General features: G+C 40.0%; 14 protein-coding genes. 9 read left to right on the top strand and 5 right to left on the bottom strand.

The annotated features are described in order from the left end of the window. Position 1: 1 nt before the first annotated feature. From rng to tldD, 4 genes are read left to right on the top strand one after another with little or no spacing between them, the layout of a single operon-like run. Positions 2-1474, top strand: coding sequence for a ribonuclease G (gene rng, locus P20439_RS15795; protein ID WP_008113735.1), 1473 nt, complete (start codon positions 2-4; stop codon positions 1472-1474). After that, on the top strand, positions 1474-5322 hold the full coding sequence (locus tag P20439_RS15800; protein WP_008113737.1) for a YhdP family protein: 3849 nt from the start codon (positions 1474-1476) through the stop codon (positions 5320-5322). The genes rng and P20439_RS15800 overlap by 1 nt, the downstream gene beginning before the upstream one ends. Continuing rightward, complete coding sequence (locus P20439_RS15805) at positions 5319-6158, top strand: carbon-nitrogen hydrolase family protein (RefSeq protein WP_008113739.1); 840 nt, start codon at positions 5319-5321, stop codon at positions 6156-6158. Before P20439_RS15800 ends, P20439_RS15805 begins: the two co-directional genes overlap by 4 nt. Then, a complete protein-coding gene (tldD, locus tag P20439_RS15810; protein ID WP_008468278.1) occupies positions 6155-7594 on the top strand; it encodes a metalloprotease TldD in 1440 nt (479 codons plus the stop codon). Before P20439_RS15805 ends, tldD begins: the two co-directional genes overlap by 4 nt. Positions 7595-7652: 58 nt before the next feature. Here tldD and P20439_RS15815 read toward each other — a convergent pair whose 3' ends face one another. From P20439_RS15815 to P20439_RS15830, 4 genes are read right to left on the bottom strand one after another with little or no spacing between them, the layout of a single operon-like run. Continuing rightward, on the bottom strand, positions 7653-8153 hold the full coding sequence (locus P20439_RS15815; protein WP_008468279.1) for a DUF3299 domain-containing protein: 501 nt from the start codon (positions 8151-8153) through the stop codon (positions 7653-7655). Positions 8154-8167: 14 nt separating this feature from the next. Continuing rightward, positions 8168-9415 (bottom strand): ABC transporter permease, encoded by a 1248-nt coding sequence (locus tag P20439_RS15820; protein WP_008468280.1) that lies wholly within the window; start codon positions 9413-9415, stop codon positions 8168-8170. After that, positions 9412-10098 (bottom strand): ABC transporter ATP-binding protein, encoded by a 687-nt coding sequence (locus tag P20439_RS15825; protein WP_008468281.1) that lies wholly within the window; start codon positions 10096-10098, stop codon positions 9412-9414. Before P20439_RS15825 ends, P20439_RS15820 begins: the two co-directional genes overlap by 4 nt. A gap of 6 nt (positions 10099-10104) precedes the next feature. Then, positions 10105-11139, bottom strand: a complete 1035-nt coding sequence (locus tag P20439_RS15830) for a CDP-glycerol--glycerophosphate glycerophosphotransferase (protein ID WP_008468289.1) — start codon at positions 11137-11139, stop codon at positions 10105-10107. Between the two features lie 217 nt (positions 11140-11356). On the opposite strand from P20439_RS15830, the gene P20439_RS15835 reads away from it, so the two are divergent. The 5 genes from P20439_RS15835 to P20439_RS15855 all read left to right on the top strand — a co-directional run bounded on the left by P20439_RS15835 (position 11357) and on the right by P20439_RS15855 (position 16807). Further along, complete coding sequence (locus P20439_RS15835) at positions 11357-12460, top strand: phosphoribosylaminoimidazolesuccinocarboxamide synthase (protein ID WP_008468291.1); 1104 nt, start codon at positions 11357-11359, stop codon at positions 12458-12460. 137 nt (positions 12461-12597) lie between these two features. After that, on the top strand, positions 12598-13263 hold the full coding sequence (locus P20439_RS15840; protein ID WP_008468294.1) for a methylamine utilization protein: 666 nt from the start codon (positions 12598-12600) through the stop codon (positions 13261-13263). Beyond that, positions 13253-15568, top strand: a complete 2316-nt coding sequence (locus tag P20439_RS15845) for an EAL domain-containing protein (RefSeq protein WP_008468302.1) — start codon at positions 13253-13255, stop codon at positions 15566-15568. The genes P20439_RS15840 and P20439_RS15845 overlap by 11 nt, the downstream gene beginning before the upstream one ends. Next, entirely contained in the window at positions 15558-16388 is an 831-nt protein-coding gene (locus tag P20439_RS15850; RefSeq protein ID WP_008468304.1) for a DUF3034 family protein, read from the top strand. The genes P20439_RS15845 and P20439_RS15850 overlap by 11 nt, the downstream gene beginning before the upstream one ends. Beyond that, entirely contained in the window at positions 16388-16807 is a 420-nt protein-coding gene (locus P20439_RS15855; protein WP_008468306.1) for a group 1 truncated hemoglobin, read from the top strand. The genes P20439_RS15850 and P20439_RS15855 overlap by 1 nt, the downstream gene beginning before the upstream one ends. A 37-nt stretch (positions 16808-16844) precedes the next feature. Here the strand turns inward: P20439_RS15855 and P20439_RS15860 are convergent, their stop codons facing one another. Continuing rightward, positions 16845-17591, bottom strand: a complete 747-nt coding sequence (locus tag P20439_RS15860) for a glycosyltransferase family 25 protein (RefSeq protein ID WP_008113762.1) — start codon at positions 17589-17591, stop codon at positions 16845-16847. Positions 17592-17611: the final 20 nt, after the last annotated feature.

Genomic DNA, 17611 nt, shown 5'->3' on the forward strand with positions numbered 1-17611 from the left:
CATGAGTACAGAACTACTGATCAATGTCACGCCAAGTGAAAGTCGCGTTGCCCTAATCGAAAACGGTGTATTACAAGAAATTCAGCTAGAGCGTATTGGTAATTTAGGCATAGTGGGCAATATTTACTTAGGTAAAATAAGCCGTGTTCTACCGGGAATGCAAGCCGCTTTTGTTGATATAGGCTTAGAAAAAGCGGCTTTTTTACACGCTTCAGATATCGTCAATAGTGCCTCTATTGTGGAAGGTGTTGATGATGAGCCAATTAAAAAAGTCCAAGATATTCGTGAGCTTGTTCGCCAGGGTCAGTACATTATGGTGCAAGTGGTTAAAGACCCACTGGGCAGTAAAGGTGCACGCTTAACTACTGATATTACTATACCGTCACGCTATTTAGTATTTATGCCAGATGCGACACATGTGGGTGTGAGTCAACGTATCGAAACGGAAGAAGAACGCGCTAGGCTGAAAAAAATTGTTGCTGAATATGGCGATGAAAACGGTAGCTTTATTGTTAGAACTGCCGCAGAAGGCGCAAGTGAAGTAGAGCTACGTCATGATGCTGCGTTTTTAAAAAAACTGTGGGATAAAATAGTTTCTAAGCGCCGTAAAACCAGCAAAGCCAGTATTTTGCATGAAGATCTTACGTTGGCTTTTAGAACGTTACGTGACTACGTGGGCGAAGATATGGAGCGCATTCGTGTTGACTCTAAGCTTACCTACCAAGAACTTAAGCTGTTTACTGAAGAGTTTGTGCCGTTATTATCGCAAGTGCTTGAGTATTATCCGGGTGAGCGCCCCATTTTCGACTTATTTGATGTAGAAAGTGAAATTCAAAAGGCATTGCATCGTAAGGTGACTTTAAAGTCGGGTGGTTACCTGATCATAGATCAAACAGAAGCTATGACCACCGTTGATGTTAATACCGGTGCATTTGTTGGTCACCGTAACCTTGAAGAAACTATTTTTAATACCAATGTTGAAGCAACCTCAGCTATTGCCCGTCAACTAAGGCTGCGTAATTTAGGCGGTATTATTATTATCGACTTTATTGATATGGTCAGCGATGAGCACAAGCGCCGGGTAATGCACTCATTAGAATCTGCGCTTTCTAAAGATCGAGCTAAAGCCAATATTAATGGTTTGTCAGCATTAGGGCTGGTTGAAATGACCCGCAAGCGAACTCGCGAAAGTTTAGAGCACATACTGTGTGATGTATGTCCTGCGTGTTCAGGGCGTGGCTCTCAAAAAACGGTTGAGACCGTATGCTATGAAATCCTTCGCGAGATAGTACGTGTTAACCGCGCTTACGATGCGGATAAGTTTGTAGTTTATGCATCTCCTGCAGTATGTGAAGCGCTATTAAATGATGAGTATCATAACCTTGCAGAGCTAGAGTTATTTATTGGTAAGCAAGTTAATATCCAAACAGAAAGCTTATACAGCCAAGAGCAGTTTGATGTGGTAATGATGTAATGAAATTTAAAGCGGCCTGTTTTTATTGTGTGCGAAAATTATGGCAAATAAGTGCTGTAATTTTAGTACTACTGGCCGTGATTGTTTCTATTTTAAAATACACCTTACCCTACGCGAACGATTATAAAGGAGATATAGAAAGCTACCTTGATGATAAGTTTGATATTAGTTTATCTATAGGTGCTATATCAGCAAGTTGGCAAGGCAGTGGTCCCGCTTTAGTACTCGAAGAATTATCATTTAAAGACAACCAAACAGCCCCTATCTCTTTAACCATAGCTAAAACCAGTTTAGAGCTAAACCTTTGGGAAAGTTTAAAGTCGCTGCAGTTTAAATCAAATTACTTTGTGATCAATGGCTTTCATACCAAGGTTAATGTCGCTAATTTATTTGCTGGTAATCAAGATGAAGTTTCATTTGAGCAAAAAGAACTAATAGAAGGACTGTTTTTAGGCGAAACCGGTCACTTTGCAATAGAAAACTCCAGCATCAGCTTTGTACTAGAAGATAACAAAGAACGTAAACTGTTATTAGAAAACATTGTATGGCAAAACCAAGATAAACAGCATCTTGGTAGCGGTAGCCTAGCGTTACCGGGTATTTCTGTGGGTAATTTTGATGCACGTATTGCGCTCAAAGGTGAAACTTTAGAGCAAATGGTGGGCGATTTATATGTGCAGGCTAATCAGGTTGATGTGTCAAATTGGTTGGCCCAGTATATAAATACTCAAAAGCAGCAACTGCATAGTGATTTAAACTTACAAGCATGGCTTAGGCTAGAGCAAGGCTTAGTAAGTGACGTAAAAGTACAGTGGTTACCGAGTGCGGTAAATTGGCAACTCAATGATCAAACACAAAAGGTCAGCCTAAGTGAAGGGGGATTTCATTTATACCCTGAGCAAAATAGCTGGCGGTTAAAAAGTACCGGCTTAGCGTTTAGTACCAACGAAATAACGTGGCCTAGCCTCGAATTTGAAGCTTTATTAGGCAAGCAAAATAAAATATGGCTACAGCAACTCGATTTAGCCCTATTAAATGATTTAGCAGAATTAACTAATTTTACTGATTTAACTCCTTTTTTAGCTCGCCAACCCAGTGGCGAAATAAAAAACGCGTATCTAGAGTTTGCCGATGCAAAGCAATGGCAGTTGTGGTTTGAAGCCGATGAAATTAGCTGGCAAGAAAAAAACGCCGTACCCGCCGCTCAATCTTTAAGGATTGATGGATTAGTTAATCAGCAATATGGCCGGATCACTATTTTTGGTGAAAACAGCCACTTAATTACAGGTGCTAGTTTTAGTAATAATATTGACTATAACCAGCTAAACATCGAATTAGATTTAGCTAAGCGTTCAGGCGATTGGCATATTAGCAGTGATAACCTGTGGTTTGATAACAATGAAGTGACCTTAAGCGCGCAGATGCAATTAAGTTTAGGTAAGACGCCTCGCTTAGATTTATATGCCGAAGCATTTGCCCCCGATGCCAGTATTGCCGGTCATTATTTTCCTTTAACATTAATGAGCCCTGAGTTAGTTAGTTATTTAAATGGCGCAATAAAATCAGGTGAAGTAACAAATGCTCAGGTGTTATTTTCTGGTCCATTATCAGGCTTTCCATTTGACAATGGTTCTGGGCAGTTTGATGTTTTAGCGCAAATAGATAATGCTACCTATCAATTCGATCCGGCTTGGCCAGCAGTCACAAATGCCAGTGTAAAGCTGCATTTTGCAAATGAGCGAATGGATATTTATAGCCAGCAAGGCCAACTGGTAAACCTTGACGTTGGCAGTAGTGTACATGTGAGTATTGATGACTTAATGGGCGATGCGCCATTGGTGGTTAGTATTGATAAGCAAGCAGAGCTTGAAAAAATGCACGATTTTTTTGTCGCTACACCTTTAGCAAATCCATTAGCTGATATTTTTAATATTGTACAAGGGCAGGGGCTTGCTAGTGCAAATATTGAATTGTTAATCGGTTCACAGTTTGAAGGTGGGGCCAGTGTCAGTGGTACAGTTAATTTACTCGATTCCCCCCTTTACATTTCTGCGCCTGGTATTTCACTTGAGCACTTAAAGGGTGAACTTAGCTTTAATAATCAACAAATAAACCTTACAAATGCAACGGCTACATGGCTTGGTATGCCACTAACTATTAACTACAATAGTGACGCAAACGCAGAGGATTATCGCGCTGATATAAATATAAATGCTCAGCTTGATGCGCAAACACTTATAAGTCATGGACAAGGTATTTTAGATGGTTATTTAAGTGGGCAAAGTGATGTTGATATTGCTTTGGCGCTTAATTTTACCGAGCAAGGATTTAATTATCGTGCCGAAGTTGAATCGCCACTTATTGGCTTAAATAGCTCCTTGCCAGGAGTATATGCAAAAAGCAGTGAGCAAGCTTGGCCTCTGAGTGCGGTTGTTCAAGGTGATGATATATCTAATTTGATCACCGCAAACGTGGAGCAGTTATTTTATTTTAACGCCATTTTAGATAATGCTAAATCGCAGTTTAATAACGCCCACTTTATAATAGGTAACAAAGACTTAGGGCTTAACGCGCAAGACTTAGCGGTGAGTATTAACTTAGCCCAAATCGAGTTATTACCTTGGATTGATTTAATTGATCAAATTATTAATGTAGCTAAAGTGCAGCCTGAGAATACACCGCCAGGCGTTATGCCACCTTTACATGAAGTGGTTGCGAATATTGACATGTTTAATGTTAGTGGCATGCAGTTTAATGATTTTGATATGCGTTTATCGCCCCTAAATAATAATTTGCAATTAAAGCTTAATGCCAAAGAATTAAGAGCCGAAGTGTTTGTACCTAGCGGGCAATCAAGTCAGCCGATTCGAATTAACAGCGACTATTTAAGGCTTAACTTTTTAGAGGCCGAAACAGAGCAACCAAATGAAAAGTCGACCCCGGAACAACTTGCTTGGCTTGCAAACTTGCCGGCTATTGAATTTGAATGTGCCGATTGTAAGATCAGCCATTATCAGCTTGATAAGGTAAGTGCTTCATTGTTAGGCGATGGTAAAAAGCTACTTATTTCTGAGCTAGTGGTGGATAAAGGCGATCATATATTGCGCACTAAAGGGCAATGGCAAAATGGTTTAACGGCAATGAGCGGCGAACTTAAAAGTGATGATATTGGCGCCTTATTTAATGAATTTGATATCACCACTACTATTAAAGACTCAAACGCGAATCTAAATTATCAACTAAATTGGCAAGCGGCACCTTATAACTTAGACATTGCTAGTTTAGACGGTGAAATTAGTTGGGATTTAGGCGAAGGCCATTTAACTGAAGTCAGTGATGGAGGCGCACGGGTATTTTCATTACTGAGCCTTGATTCATTAGTGCGTAAGCTAAAACTTGATTTTAGAGATGTATTTTCTAAAGGTTTTTTCTATAACAGCATGAAAGGTACGATGCAGATAGATAAGGGCATTGCCTATACCCAAGATACTAAAATGGATGGGGTGCCTGCCGATCTCTCGATTAAAGGGTATGCAAATTTAAATACTCTCGAAATTGACTACGACTTAGCAGTAGCACCGCAAGTAACGTCGAGTATTCCAGTAATTGTGGCTTGGATGGTTAACCCAGTAACGGGGCTTGCAGCTTTAGCAATTGATAAAGTAATTCATTCTGCGCGAGTGATCTCAGAGATCAACTTTAAAGTGACGGGCAAAATGAACGATCCTCAGGTACAAGAATTAGATCGTAAGAGCCGAGAGGTGACTTTACCGCAAGCAGCACAAAATCAGCCGCAAGCATCTTCAGAGTTAAAGCTTAAAGATGCTGAGGTGAGCGCAGCGCAATGAGTAAATCACTTATAAGTACAACACCTGCGATTATTGCATTGCAAATGTGCTCAGGCTTAAACCCTGATGATAACATTGCCACCTTAAAGCAAGCCTTAGCTGCTCTGCCAAACACGCGACCTTTGTTAGTATGTTTACCAGAAGCGTTTTTAGTGTTTAGTAAACACGCTGGTGATACGTTGTTAGTGTCTCAGCGTATTGAACAATATAAACAGCAAATCAGTGAATTGTGCCGTAAACATAATATTTGGTTAAATGCTGGCACCATGCCAGTGCCCTATAACCAACATAAGTATTACGCTGCCTCACATTTGTTTAATAACCAAGGCGATATTGTTGCAAGCTATAACAAAATACATTTATTTGATGTTGAGGTAGATGACCAGACCGGCAGCTATCGAGAATCCGATTTTACTCAAGCGGGCGATGAGGTTGTGGTTGTTGATTCTCCCTTTGGTAAAATTGGTTTAACAGTGTGTTATGATTTGCGCTTTGCTGGTTTATTTAATGCTTTAGTTCGCAAAGGCGCCGAAATTATATTAGTACCCAGTGCGTTTACTGTGCCTACAGGTAAAGCGCATTGGCAGCCGCTACTTGCAGCACGTGCCATAGAAACGCAGTGTTATGTTATTGCTGCAGCGCAATATGGAACACATGAAAACGGTAGGCAAACTTATGGTCGCAGCCTGATGTTATCGCCTTGGGGTGAAATATTAAGCGAAAAACCAACAGGGCTTGGTTTTATTAGTTGCACCGTAGATTTAAACCAGTTACACAAAATTAGACGAGATATGCCGCTGCAATCTCACCAACGATTTAGAGAGCCATTATTATGAATTCGGTTGAACAGCATTTATTACACGACAGCCAGCTAAATCGAGAAGAACTCGAAAAAACATTAGCTTATATTCACCAGCACAAAGTTGATTATGCCGACCTTTATTTTCAATCGAGTCATCATGAGTCTTGGGTATTAGAAGACGGCCTTGTTAAAGAAGGGTCTTATAATGTTGAGCGTGGTGTTGGCGTACGGGCTGTTAGTGGTGAAAAAACCGGTTTTTCGTATTCAGACGCAATCAATCTTGAAGCGCTAAACAAAGCAGCCACGGCTGCACGTAGTATTGCCGATGCCGGTGAAGATAAAGCTGTTAAAGTATTCAGCGATGTGGCTGCAAAGCAGCAGTTTGCGCCACATCAGCCTATTTCTAGCATGAGCGACACCGATAAAGTTAATTTGTTACGTGAGCTTGAAAATTATATTCGCGAATTAGCCCCTGATGCTGAGCAAGTTATTAGCTCAATGTCTGCGGTATATGAAGAAGTATTAATTGCAGCTAGCGATGGCACCTTTGCTACCGATATTCGCCCACTGATCCGTTTAAACTGCTCTGTATTGCTAGAGAAAAATGGTCGCCGTGAACGTGGCGGTGCTGGTGGCGGTGCGCGCCTAGATTATGGTTACTTTAAAGAGCTGGTTGATGGTAAGCCGCGTTGGATGGGTTTTGCAGAAGAAGCCGTTCGTCAAGCTAAAGTAAACTTAGAAGCTATTGATGCCCCTGCAGGTACTATGGAAGTGGTATTAGGTAATGGCTGGCCAGGCGTGTTGTTACACGAAGCGGTAGGTCATGGTCTAGAAGGTGACTTTAACCGTAAAGGCGCATCTGCGTTTAGCGGTAAAGTAGGTCAAAAAGTTGCTTCAGAGCTATGTACTGTGGTTGATGATGGTACTATGGCCGATCGCCGTGGTTCACTCAATGTAGATGACGAAGGCACGCCTGCAGCCTATAACGTACTTATCGAAAACGGTATTTTAAAAGGCTATATGCAAGATAAAATGAACGCGCGTTTGATGGGAGTAAACTCAACAGGTAACGCACGTCGTGAGTCATACGCACATTTACCTATGCCTCGTATGACTAACACTTACATGTTAGGCGGCGAGCACAGCCAAGCTGATATTATCAGCACGGTTAAAAAAGGTATCTTTGCGCCAAACTTTGGTGGCGGCCAAGTAGATATTACCTCAGGTAAGTTTGTTTTTAGTGCCTCAGAAGCTTACTTGATCGAGAACGGTAAAATCACCCAACCAATTAAAGGTGCAACATTAATTGGTAATGGTCCCGAAGTAATGCAGCAAATCTCTATGGTAGGTAATGATTTAGCGCTTGATAAAGGCGTAGGTGTTTGTGGTAAAGACGGTCAAAGTGTACCAGTAGGTGTTGGCCAACCAAGTTTGAAAATTGATCAGTTAACAGTTGGTGGCACGGCTTAATTTCATTACAAAGTCGTTATAAAAAACCGCGTTTTTACGCGGTTTTTTATTTTAAGAATTAAAGCTCAAAGGGAGCAACACCGACAGCTTGCATTTGATAACCCACTTGGGCTATTTCGCCAGACCAAGTTTGCGTTTTAATAACGCCCGTTACAACAATTGCATCATATAAGCTATCGATAGGCACACCGCCTTTAATAGTTACATGAACCAGCTGGTTTGGCGGTGGGGGTGGCACATGAATACAGGCACCAAAGTAAGGGACTAATAAAAACTCGGTAATAAGTTCGCTGTCACCTTCAAGTGGCACAACAAACCCAGGTAAGCTAACAGACTGCCCATCAAGTGCTTTAACAACCGGCGCGTCCAAATCAGGTTGCACCCAGTTTTGCTCACTGCCTTCGTGATTAGCTTGTGCTTGGGTATCTATTTGCACATGCCCTTGTGGGATCAAGTCTTCCCAAAAAATTTCCTTCGGGGGATTTGCAATGCTAGCAAAGCTAATTAGCACTGCACTTAATAGCATTAAAGAGTGTGTAGTTACTTTAAACAACGTCATGATCATCCTAAAGTTTATATTTTTATACTCATACCATCACTAAGAGAATAAAAGTAAGCGCGTGTAGCGGGGATCAAGCCAATAATGAATCCCGCAGCCATAATAACGCCAATCAAAGTGAGTTCATAGTCAGAGAGCATACTGATATTAATACTCACTCCAGCTTGGCTTTGTAAGTAACCCGCGGTCGTACCCATAAGCGCATAAAATAGAGTGCAACCTACTAAGCAGCCTAAAAAGGTGGTAAGCAGTGATTCCATACTGATCAGTGAAAATAATTGCCAAGGGCGGGCGCCCACAGAACGTAATATTGCCAGTTCTCTGCGGCGTTGATTAAGGTTAGCAAGTAATGTGGTTAACATACCGAGCAAGCTAATAATGACCACCACAAATGAAAATAACAGCAGTATTTTTTCTATTATTGCCAGCATTTCCCAAAGCTCTTTTAAAGTGACTGTGGGCATAATCGCTAATAGAGGCTCTTGTTTATATTGGTTAATGTTACGCCTAATTTGTAGCGTATAAAGCGGTGAGTCGAAGCCCATTAAAAAGGCGGTAATTTGTTTTGGGTGCCCAATTAATGCATGGCTCGAGTGATCATGATGATCGTCATGATCATGATGGCCGCCACCATGAATCAATTCAATTGCCGCCAGTGGCACATGCAAGGTTTTATCCACCGGGGTACCGGTAGGCTTTAAGATACCAGCCACTTTAAAAGGGTTATCATCATGATGATGAAAGCTAGTATTGCCCATGCCATGAGAAATCACAATTTCATCACCAATTTTATAGGCCAGTTTACTTGCAACCTCACTACCTAGAACAACTTCATTGATGCTAGAAAAAGCCTGTCCTTGTTCAAATGCTAAGGGTTGTTTTTTAGCAAATCGGTAGTGCTTAAAATAATCGGGTGTGGTGCCTAAGACAGCTTGACCTTTATGGCTATCTCCAAGACTGATAGGAATGCTCCATTTAACCCCGCGCTGTTTTGTTATGTATTGATAGCTTTGCCAACTCACCCCATTGTTGGTATGGCCAATTCTAAACACCGAGGAGAGGAGTAATTGAATATCGCCAGTGCGTGCGCCAACAATTAAATCGGTACCCGAAATGGTATTACTAAAACTACTTTTAGCATCTACGCGAACTCGCTCAATACTGAGTAATAACATGACGCTAATCGCAATAGTGAGCAATGTCAGTAATACGCTGGCACGTCTATTTAGCAAACTTTTATAGGCAAGTTTAAATAAAATCATACATCACCTTGTAAATTTACTAAGTCGATTGTGCGGCTAAAGAGTGGCTTTAATGTTTCATCGTGACTGACAAAAACAAGCGTGCTGTTACTTTTTTTTGCTTGTTCAAATAGCAGCTTAATAAAGCTTTCACGATTTTGGGTATCAAGTGCTGAAGTAGGCTCATCGGCAATAATAAGTTCAGGGCTGCCTATAAATGCGCGTGCTGCAGCAACACGCTGTTGTTGCCCAATACTTAAAGTGGCAACATTTTGATTATGAAAGTGCGCCTCTAACCCAAGTGCGTTGAGAAGTCGGGCGGCTTCTTTGGTTAAACTATCAGTTTGGTTGAGCACGTGTTGCTGACGCTTTTTCGAAAATTGGCACCCTAAACATACATTTTCTAATGGGGTTAAATAAGGTAGTAAATTAAAGTTTTGGAAAATATAGCCAATATGATCCGCTCTAAATGCATCGCGCTGTGCATTGGTAAGCGCACTTAGATTTTGGTTCAAAACACAAAGTTGGCCGCTAGTGGTTACATTAATGCCTGCTAGTAGTGCCAGTAAGGTAGATTTACCACTGCCGCTTGGCCCATGTAAAAAAACATGTTCACCTTCATCAATGGCGAGTTGCTCAATAGTGAGAGTGGGGCTGGCTGCTTTTTTATGCCATTTAAAAGATACATTCTCAAGGTTGATCATAACGTCTTACCAACTCCAATAGTTAAGTCTTTTGCGCATTTTAAATTGTCTAATAAGATTAAGTGGTTTAGCTTTGAGCTTTTCATCACTATGCAACAGTTCATTGGTTGCGCAAAGTACTCGTTGGCTTGAGTTACCATCTGTGTATGGGTGTAATTCTTGGCAAAAAGTTTCAATATTATCCACAAGTTCTTTTGGGTAAGTTAGTGCATAGTCTATTGCGGCTTCAACGTTATTTTTATCCGTAATATCAAGTAAGTGTTTTTCAGGTGCTTTATTGCAAAACGTTACAACTGGTTTTCGTTGTACCAAAAACATCAGTAATATGGATGAAGTGTCGCACAGCATTACATCAGCAGATTGTAATAAAGGAATAACATTGTCTGTTTCAACAAAGGTTAGATTGTCATTACTTAACGCTTTGTATTTATCAACCCACTCTTGTGCCATTTTAGGATGAAACTGAACTAAGAGTCGCCATTTACCGCTTTCACTAAAGTGTTTTATTTGTTCATAAAGTTTAGGTGCAAGAGATAAGCGTTTTGAGAATGTAGAGCAGATCAATACTGTTGGGCGAGAGTCTGTTTCATCAATGTGGCTAGGCTTTGAGTTACCGTTAAAAAATTGATCTAGGGGAGGCCAACCTGTTTCTACTACCTTAAAATAACCCAATTTTTTTTGTAACGCCGTAAATGGAGCCGTTGTATTTGGGCCTTGTGTACAATATAAATCAAAGCAGCCCCGCACTTTAAAGTGATCGTTTTGGCCTTTTTTATTTAGCTTTCCAGCATCAAAGCCGTGAAAAACAGCCACTTTCTTTCCGGGAAAAAATGTAGGGATAGAGTTCGCTGGTGCAAAGGTTGCGTCAGGCGCCCATTGATTTATTTCATGAATAGAATTTAGTGTTTTTTCATCACTTTTCAAAAAGTCAGGATTAACATTATCACCTTCTAAAAACCATTTAACTTCCCCTCCTTGAGCTAATATTTCTGCTTGCAAAGGCCTTAAAATAGCATAGGAATAATTTTGGGAAATATACATTAAATATTTCTTATTCTTAGTGGCAGTTAAATAGTTCAAGCTAGCTCCTTAGGGCAAGTAATCATGCAAGTTTACCCCAATGCGCCAGCTAGATAAATATACTGAGATGATTTGTTTTTAGCCTAAGATTGAGCTTTGTGGTTGGCTAGATTATTATAGGGCGCCTAACCCCAATTCCATACTTTGCTCTTTGAGCATGCCAAACCCCGGAGATAGCATGACTAGCTATAAAGTTTTAGACGTAAACGATGACTTACCCATTCGTACCAAAGGTAAAGTACATAGTGGCAAAGTGCGTTCAGTTTATTGGTTAACCGATGCAGATAGCAAACGCTTAATAAATGAAAAAGGCTATAACGTTCCTGCCGATACTGAATTAGCCATTATGGTTATTTCAGACAGAATTTCTGCTTTTGATTGCATATGGCAAGGTGAAAATGGCCTAAATGGCGTTCCTGGTAAAGGGATTGCATTAAACTCAGTGGCTGCTCATTGGTTTAACATGTTTAATGAAGCCGGTTTGGCGGGTAATCATATTGTTGATATTCCTCATCCATACGTATGGATTGTTCGTAAAGCCAGTACAGTTAAAGTTGAAGCGATTGCTCGTCAATATATTACCGGCAGTATGTGGCGCGACTACGCCAAAGGCGAAAGACACTTTTGTGGTTTGCAACTTCCAGAGGGCTTAAAAGCGAATCAAAAGCTTGAGCAAGTACTTATAACTCCCTCTACTAAAGGTATTATAGAAGGGGTTGCTGATATTCCTGCCGTTGATGATGTAAACATCACTCGTGAAAATATTACAAACAACTTAGATGTTTTTAATTTTAAATCGGCTGACGATGTCGCCAAATACGAAAAATTATTGGTAGAAGGGTTCGAGCTAATTAGTAATGAGCTAGCTAAGCTCGGGCAAATTTTCGTAGATACTAAATTTGAATTTGGTTACGTAGAAGATTTAAATGGTGCGCAGCAACTTATTTATATTGATGAAGTAGGGACACCCGATTCATCGCGTATTTGGGATGAAGCATCTTATAGAGATGGCAAGATTGTTGAAAACTCAAAAGAAGGTTTCCGTCAGCTGTTAATTAATAACGTACCAGAGAGTGATGTGTTATTAAATAAAGACCGTATGGCTGAGCGTGAGCAGTTAGCAAAAGATTATATTTTACCTGAGTCAGTAATGCTTGAAGTGTCTGACACTTATGTGGGCATCGCGAGCAAAATTATTGGTAAAGAGATTATTATACCTAATGATCCGCGCCAAGAAGTGATTGCTATTTTAGATGCTGATTACGGTTTAATCGTTAAATAACGTAGTAAGTAGATAGATATAGCAAAGCTCATTTTAACTAATGATAAAGTATTTATTTTAAGTTACTGAACTATAATTCTTGCAATTAGTGCTCGTCTCTAATTAACTTAACCTATGGTGAATTTTTGGGTGTGGTTATGTTAGAGCGAGCATGGCAAGTTATTGCAAAACGTCGTTATTTATTAGTACTGGGTGTATTGTTTAGTGTATCGGCTTTTGGTAATACCATTAATTTGGTTATTAAAGATCAGCATGACCAAGTATTGCCTAATGCTGTCGTAGAAATAAATCATTTACCTTCTTCAAAAACTTCGGGCAATTTACCCACAGCGGTAATGGATCAAGTTGATAAACAGTTTTCTCCAGAGTTGCTTATTGTGCACCAAGGTCAGTACGTCGACTTTCCAAATAGCGATAATATTCGCCACCATGTTTATTCTTTTTCAAAAGCTAAACCTTTTCAATTAAAGCTCTATTCTGGCCAGCCAGAAGAACCTATTAAGTTTGATAATCAAGGTGTTGTTGTTCTAGGCTGCAATATTCATGACTCCATGGTGGGCTATATATATGTCGCTAACAGTAGTCATGTGTATACCAGTAACGAGCAAGGCCAGATAAAGCTGCAAGTAGACACTTTTCCTGTGCAAGCAAGTGTTTGGCATTCACTGCAAACAGCTCCCTTGGATAATAAAAAACAGTTTAATATAGAATTGACCAGCCCGTTATCAATAACTATAAATACATCTACCCCTGCACCACGTAATACCTTTGGCAGTCAATTTAGGGAAGGCAATGGCCAATAATTTACGCAGTCGCATTACAACGCTTTGCGTTGGCTTGGTATTACTCACTACCTTGGTTAGTTTACTGAGCTTTTGGTGGTCTACCAGTAAATTTCAGGCAGAAAAAGTGCAACAAAATATAACGGTTGCGCAAAGCGTTTATAAACAATATTTAAAATCAAAAGAGAGCTTATTATTAACAGCCGCAAAGGTGTTAACTGCTGATTTTGGTTTTAAGCAAGCGGTTGCAACTCGTGATGCAGCCACTATTAGCAGTGTGTTATACAACCACAGTCAACGGATCAATGCGGATCTTATGCTGTTGCTCGATTTATCAGGGCGGTTAGTGTCAGCTAATGTTAATGCACAAAATTTTGCCGATAATCTACAACCCTTGATGGATGAGTTATTAAATAATTCTGAGCAATCGAGCTTTGTGGTGTTAAATAACCAGCTGTACCAAGTGATTTTATTGCCAGTTAAAACTCCCAGAACCATTGCTTACAGTTTGGTCGGATTTAAAATAACATCTGCAGTGGCCACTGAGCTAAAAAGCTTAACCGGAATGGAGGTTAGTTTTGTTGCGCAATTAGATGATTTTGCAACAAGCTCGCTAGTATCCCAACCAGATAACTTTCAACCAATAGCGTACTTTACCAATAAAACTACGGCTCGTTTTTTTGCCGAATACTTGACCTATGAAAACGAACAAATAGCTTTACCCTCTTTACAATCGCATCCGATAACCTTACTGCTTAGCGCAGATTTAACTTCGAGTTATCGCGATATTGAGCAATTATTATTAACGCTGATCACACTCGCTGTTTTAACTATGTTATTTGGTGTGATCACCAGTAGTTTGTTAGCAAATAATTTAACGACAGGACTTTCACAGTTAGCGGTTATTGCCAGACAGTTTGCAAAAGGCGACTACCGCTTTAAATTTGAAGGTAAAAAGCAAAGCAGTGAAATAGAAACGCTCGTGAATGCTTTTAATAACATGGGTAATGATATTAATAAGCGTGAACAGCAAATTAGCTTTCAAGCACACCATGATACCTTAACGGGATTTTATAACCGTTCAGCCATGTTAGATTTATTAGCTAAGCGGCTCACTAATGATGCGCGGTACACGCTTGTTGCTATTGATATAAAAGGCTTAAGGCATATAAACGATAAGCTTGGTCCACAAGTAGGGGATGGATGTTTAATTGCAGTGGCAAACCGTATTCGCCAATTTTCTGATGAGCTAGGTGGTTTTCATGCTCGAATTGGTGGCGATGAATTCTTAACGGTTTACCCTTGTGCAGAGATTGAGCAGGTAAAATGTGCTGTAGCCGATTTGATTGAGCAATTACAGGCACCTTATCAGATTAAAAGCTTAAAAATAAGTTTGCGTTTTAACGCTGGGATTGTGCAGTACCCTGGACAAGGCGTTAAAGCGGACGATTTAATGCGACGTGTACTCATTGCTGTAGATGCAGCTACAACGAGTCAGCAAAGCTTACATTATTATCAAGACGGTGAAGATGAGGCGTATTTAGACCGTTTAATTATGCTTGATGAACTCAAACAAGCAATTGATGATGATAATGGACAATTATTTATGACCTATCAGCCTAAATTGAATATTAAAAGTCAGAAAATTGATAAGGTAGAGTCTCTTATTCGTTGGCAACGAAAAGATGGTGGCTGGGTCTCGCCTGAGGTCTTTATTGATTTAGCCGAGCAGTCAGGGTTAATAGTAGAGCTGACCGCTTGGGTTGTCGAGACTGTGATTGCACAAATAGCCGATTGGTCAAAAAAGGATATTCATTTACAAGCCGCTATTAATGTTTCTGCCCAAGATATTGCTCATTCAGGTTTTCACGCTTCGTTGGTAGCCACCTTAAATAAATACCAAGTAAACCCAAGCTCTGTCACTATTGAGTTGACGGAGCGCGATATGATTGAAAATGAAGCCCAAGGTATTAAAGCGTTAGAAGATTTAAAAACTATTGGCGTTAAAATTTCATTGGACGATTATGGCGTAGGGCAAACATCACTAGGACGGTTAAAAATGTTACCTATTGATGAGCTTAAGTTAGATAAATGCTTTATTTTAACTTTGCATGAGTCACAAAAAGATCAATACATAGTGCGCTCTTCAATCACACTGGGTCACCAATTGGGGTTTTCTGTTGTGGCTGAAGGGGTAGAAACCGCTGAGTCTTTATCAATGCTTCACGAAATGCAATGCGATCATGCGCAAGGTTACTATTTAAGTCGCCCTTTAAAAGCGCAGCAATTAGAACAATGGTTAGAGGAATATCAGCGTGTACATTAAGTTATTATTCGCCTTGGCACTCTCATTTTGTAGTGCGTTAAGTATGGCTGCTACGGGGAAATTATTAGCAACACCTGGGGTGTCTCAAATTGAAGGCAGTGCAGGGGGCGGATTAGTTCCTTGGGCACAATTAGTAGGGTATGCCAGTGAAGACGAATGGGCTGTTAATGGTTTTTGTAGTCGTGCTGATGTTACTGACTATCGTCTTGATGCCTGCGGCATGCAACTAAACCTATTCAATCGTGTTGAGCTCAGTTATGCAGTGCAGCAGTTTGATGTGCCTGCACTCAATACCGAAATAGAGCAGTCAATTTCTGGGGCTAAAATTCGTTTATACGGTGATATTGTTTACAGTAAGTGGCCACAGCTAAGTGTGGGCGTACAGCATAAATCACTAGAGGATGGCACAGTAGCAAAGTTAGTTGGCGCAAAAAATACCAGTGGTACAGATGTGTACCTAGCCGCCAGTAAATTACATTTGGGCGCACTTGCTGGGTACAACTGGTTTTGGAATGTGACTACTCGCTACAGTAAAGCCAATCAGCTAGGACTGTTAGGATATGGCGGGGCTAATGAGGGCAGCCATATTTTAGTAGAAGCAAGTAGTGCAGTTTTTGTAAGTCGTGAACTTGCCATTGGTGTTGAATATCGACAAAAAGCCAACAACTTGGGGTTAGGCGAACAAGATTGGCGTGATTTATTTATAGCGTGGATACCAAATAAGCATATGAGTGTGACTGCGGCCTATTTAGATTTAGGGCGGATTGCTGGTGTTGATAATCAAACTGGCTGGTATTTATCGGTTACGGGGTATTGGTAATGAAACTGAGTGTATTTATTTTTTGTTGTTTAAACTTACTTGCAGGGTGTACAACCCAACCCAACACCTCTTTGTATCACCAGCTTGGCGAACAAGCTGGGCTTGAGAGGCTAACTGATAGTTTTATTACACAAATAGGTAATGACAAACAAGTGTTTCATTACTTTGAGCACAGTAATATCAGTCATTTTCGACAAGGGTTTATTAGCCATTTATGTTCGCTGGTGGAGGGCCCTTGTGAATATAAAGGTGACTCTATGGTTGCTATTCATACAGGCATGAACATAAACGAAAAAGACTTCAATCACGTTGTCGATTTATTAATAAATGCAATGAACGAGCAAAATATCCCACATACAGTGCAAAATAAAATTTTAGCTAAAATGGCGCCATTGCGTGGCGAAATTATTAAAATTTAACAGGTCGCAGTCATGCAGCCAATATATTGAGCTTCAGTTATAACTTTCTAGTTATAATTGACAGATCAGCTGATATTTTTTTGCGTTGCATATATAAGTTTAACCTGTGTTTTAAATTTCTAATAAATGTACTTTTATTAGAATGCCTACCTGAATTTGTCCTTGCTATTTCACTTTCAAATTGGCTATTAGTGGCAATTGGATATGGCTTAATACCTACGATATTGAGCCCAACTTCACTATGAAACTGCATATCAACATCAACAGGTCTAAAAAATGGCTTTCTGTGCAGAAGTTTCTTAGCCCCCTCAAGAGATAATATATATCCTTGAGCTCCATTTGGGACTTTAAAGTAATTCCCCAAAACAAACTCACTCTCAAGGGGGTGTGTATTAATAAATGCTAAATCTCGGCTATCGGAAAGTTTTATAAAATCCCAATTTTTTAATTTTTCTGCTGATTCAATCGTATTAGTTAAATGCGATTTAATTATAATGTCGTCCTCAAGTATTACGCACATAGGTATCGAGTGTGTAACTATATGCTCCCAGACTCGCATATGGCTAATGTAACAACCTATTTCTCCTAGTGTTAAGTTGCGATGATATGAGTTTTTATTCTTTTTCGGGCAATACCATTTGAGGAGCTCTTGCTCACCAAGATGTTTACCAATAGTAGCTTCAAAGCGTTCAGCACTTATATTAAGATCTTTAAGTCGCTTTTGAACCTCATACCAACGGGATTCACAAGGTTTCATGTTGATAATAAATATCGAAGTTTTCATTTTTTAATTAACCTGAGCTG

The organism is Pseudoalteromonas sp. BSi20439 (assembly GCF_000241165.1).
GTDB lineage: Bacteria > Pseudomonadota > Gammaproteobacteria > Enterobacterales > Alteromonadaceae > Pseudoalteromonas.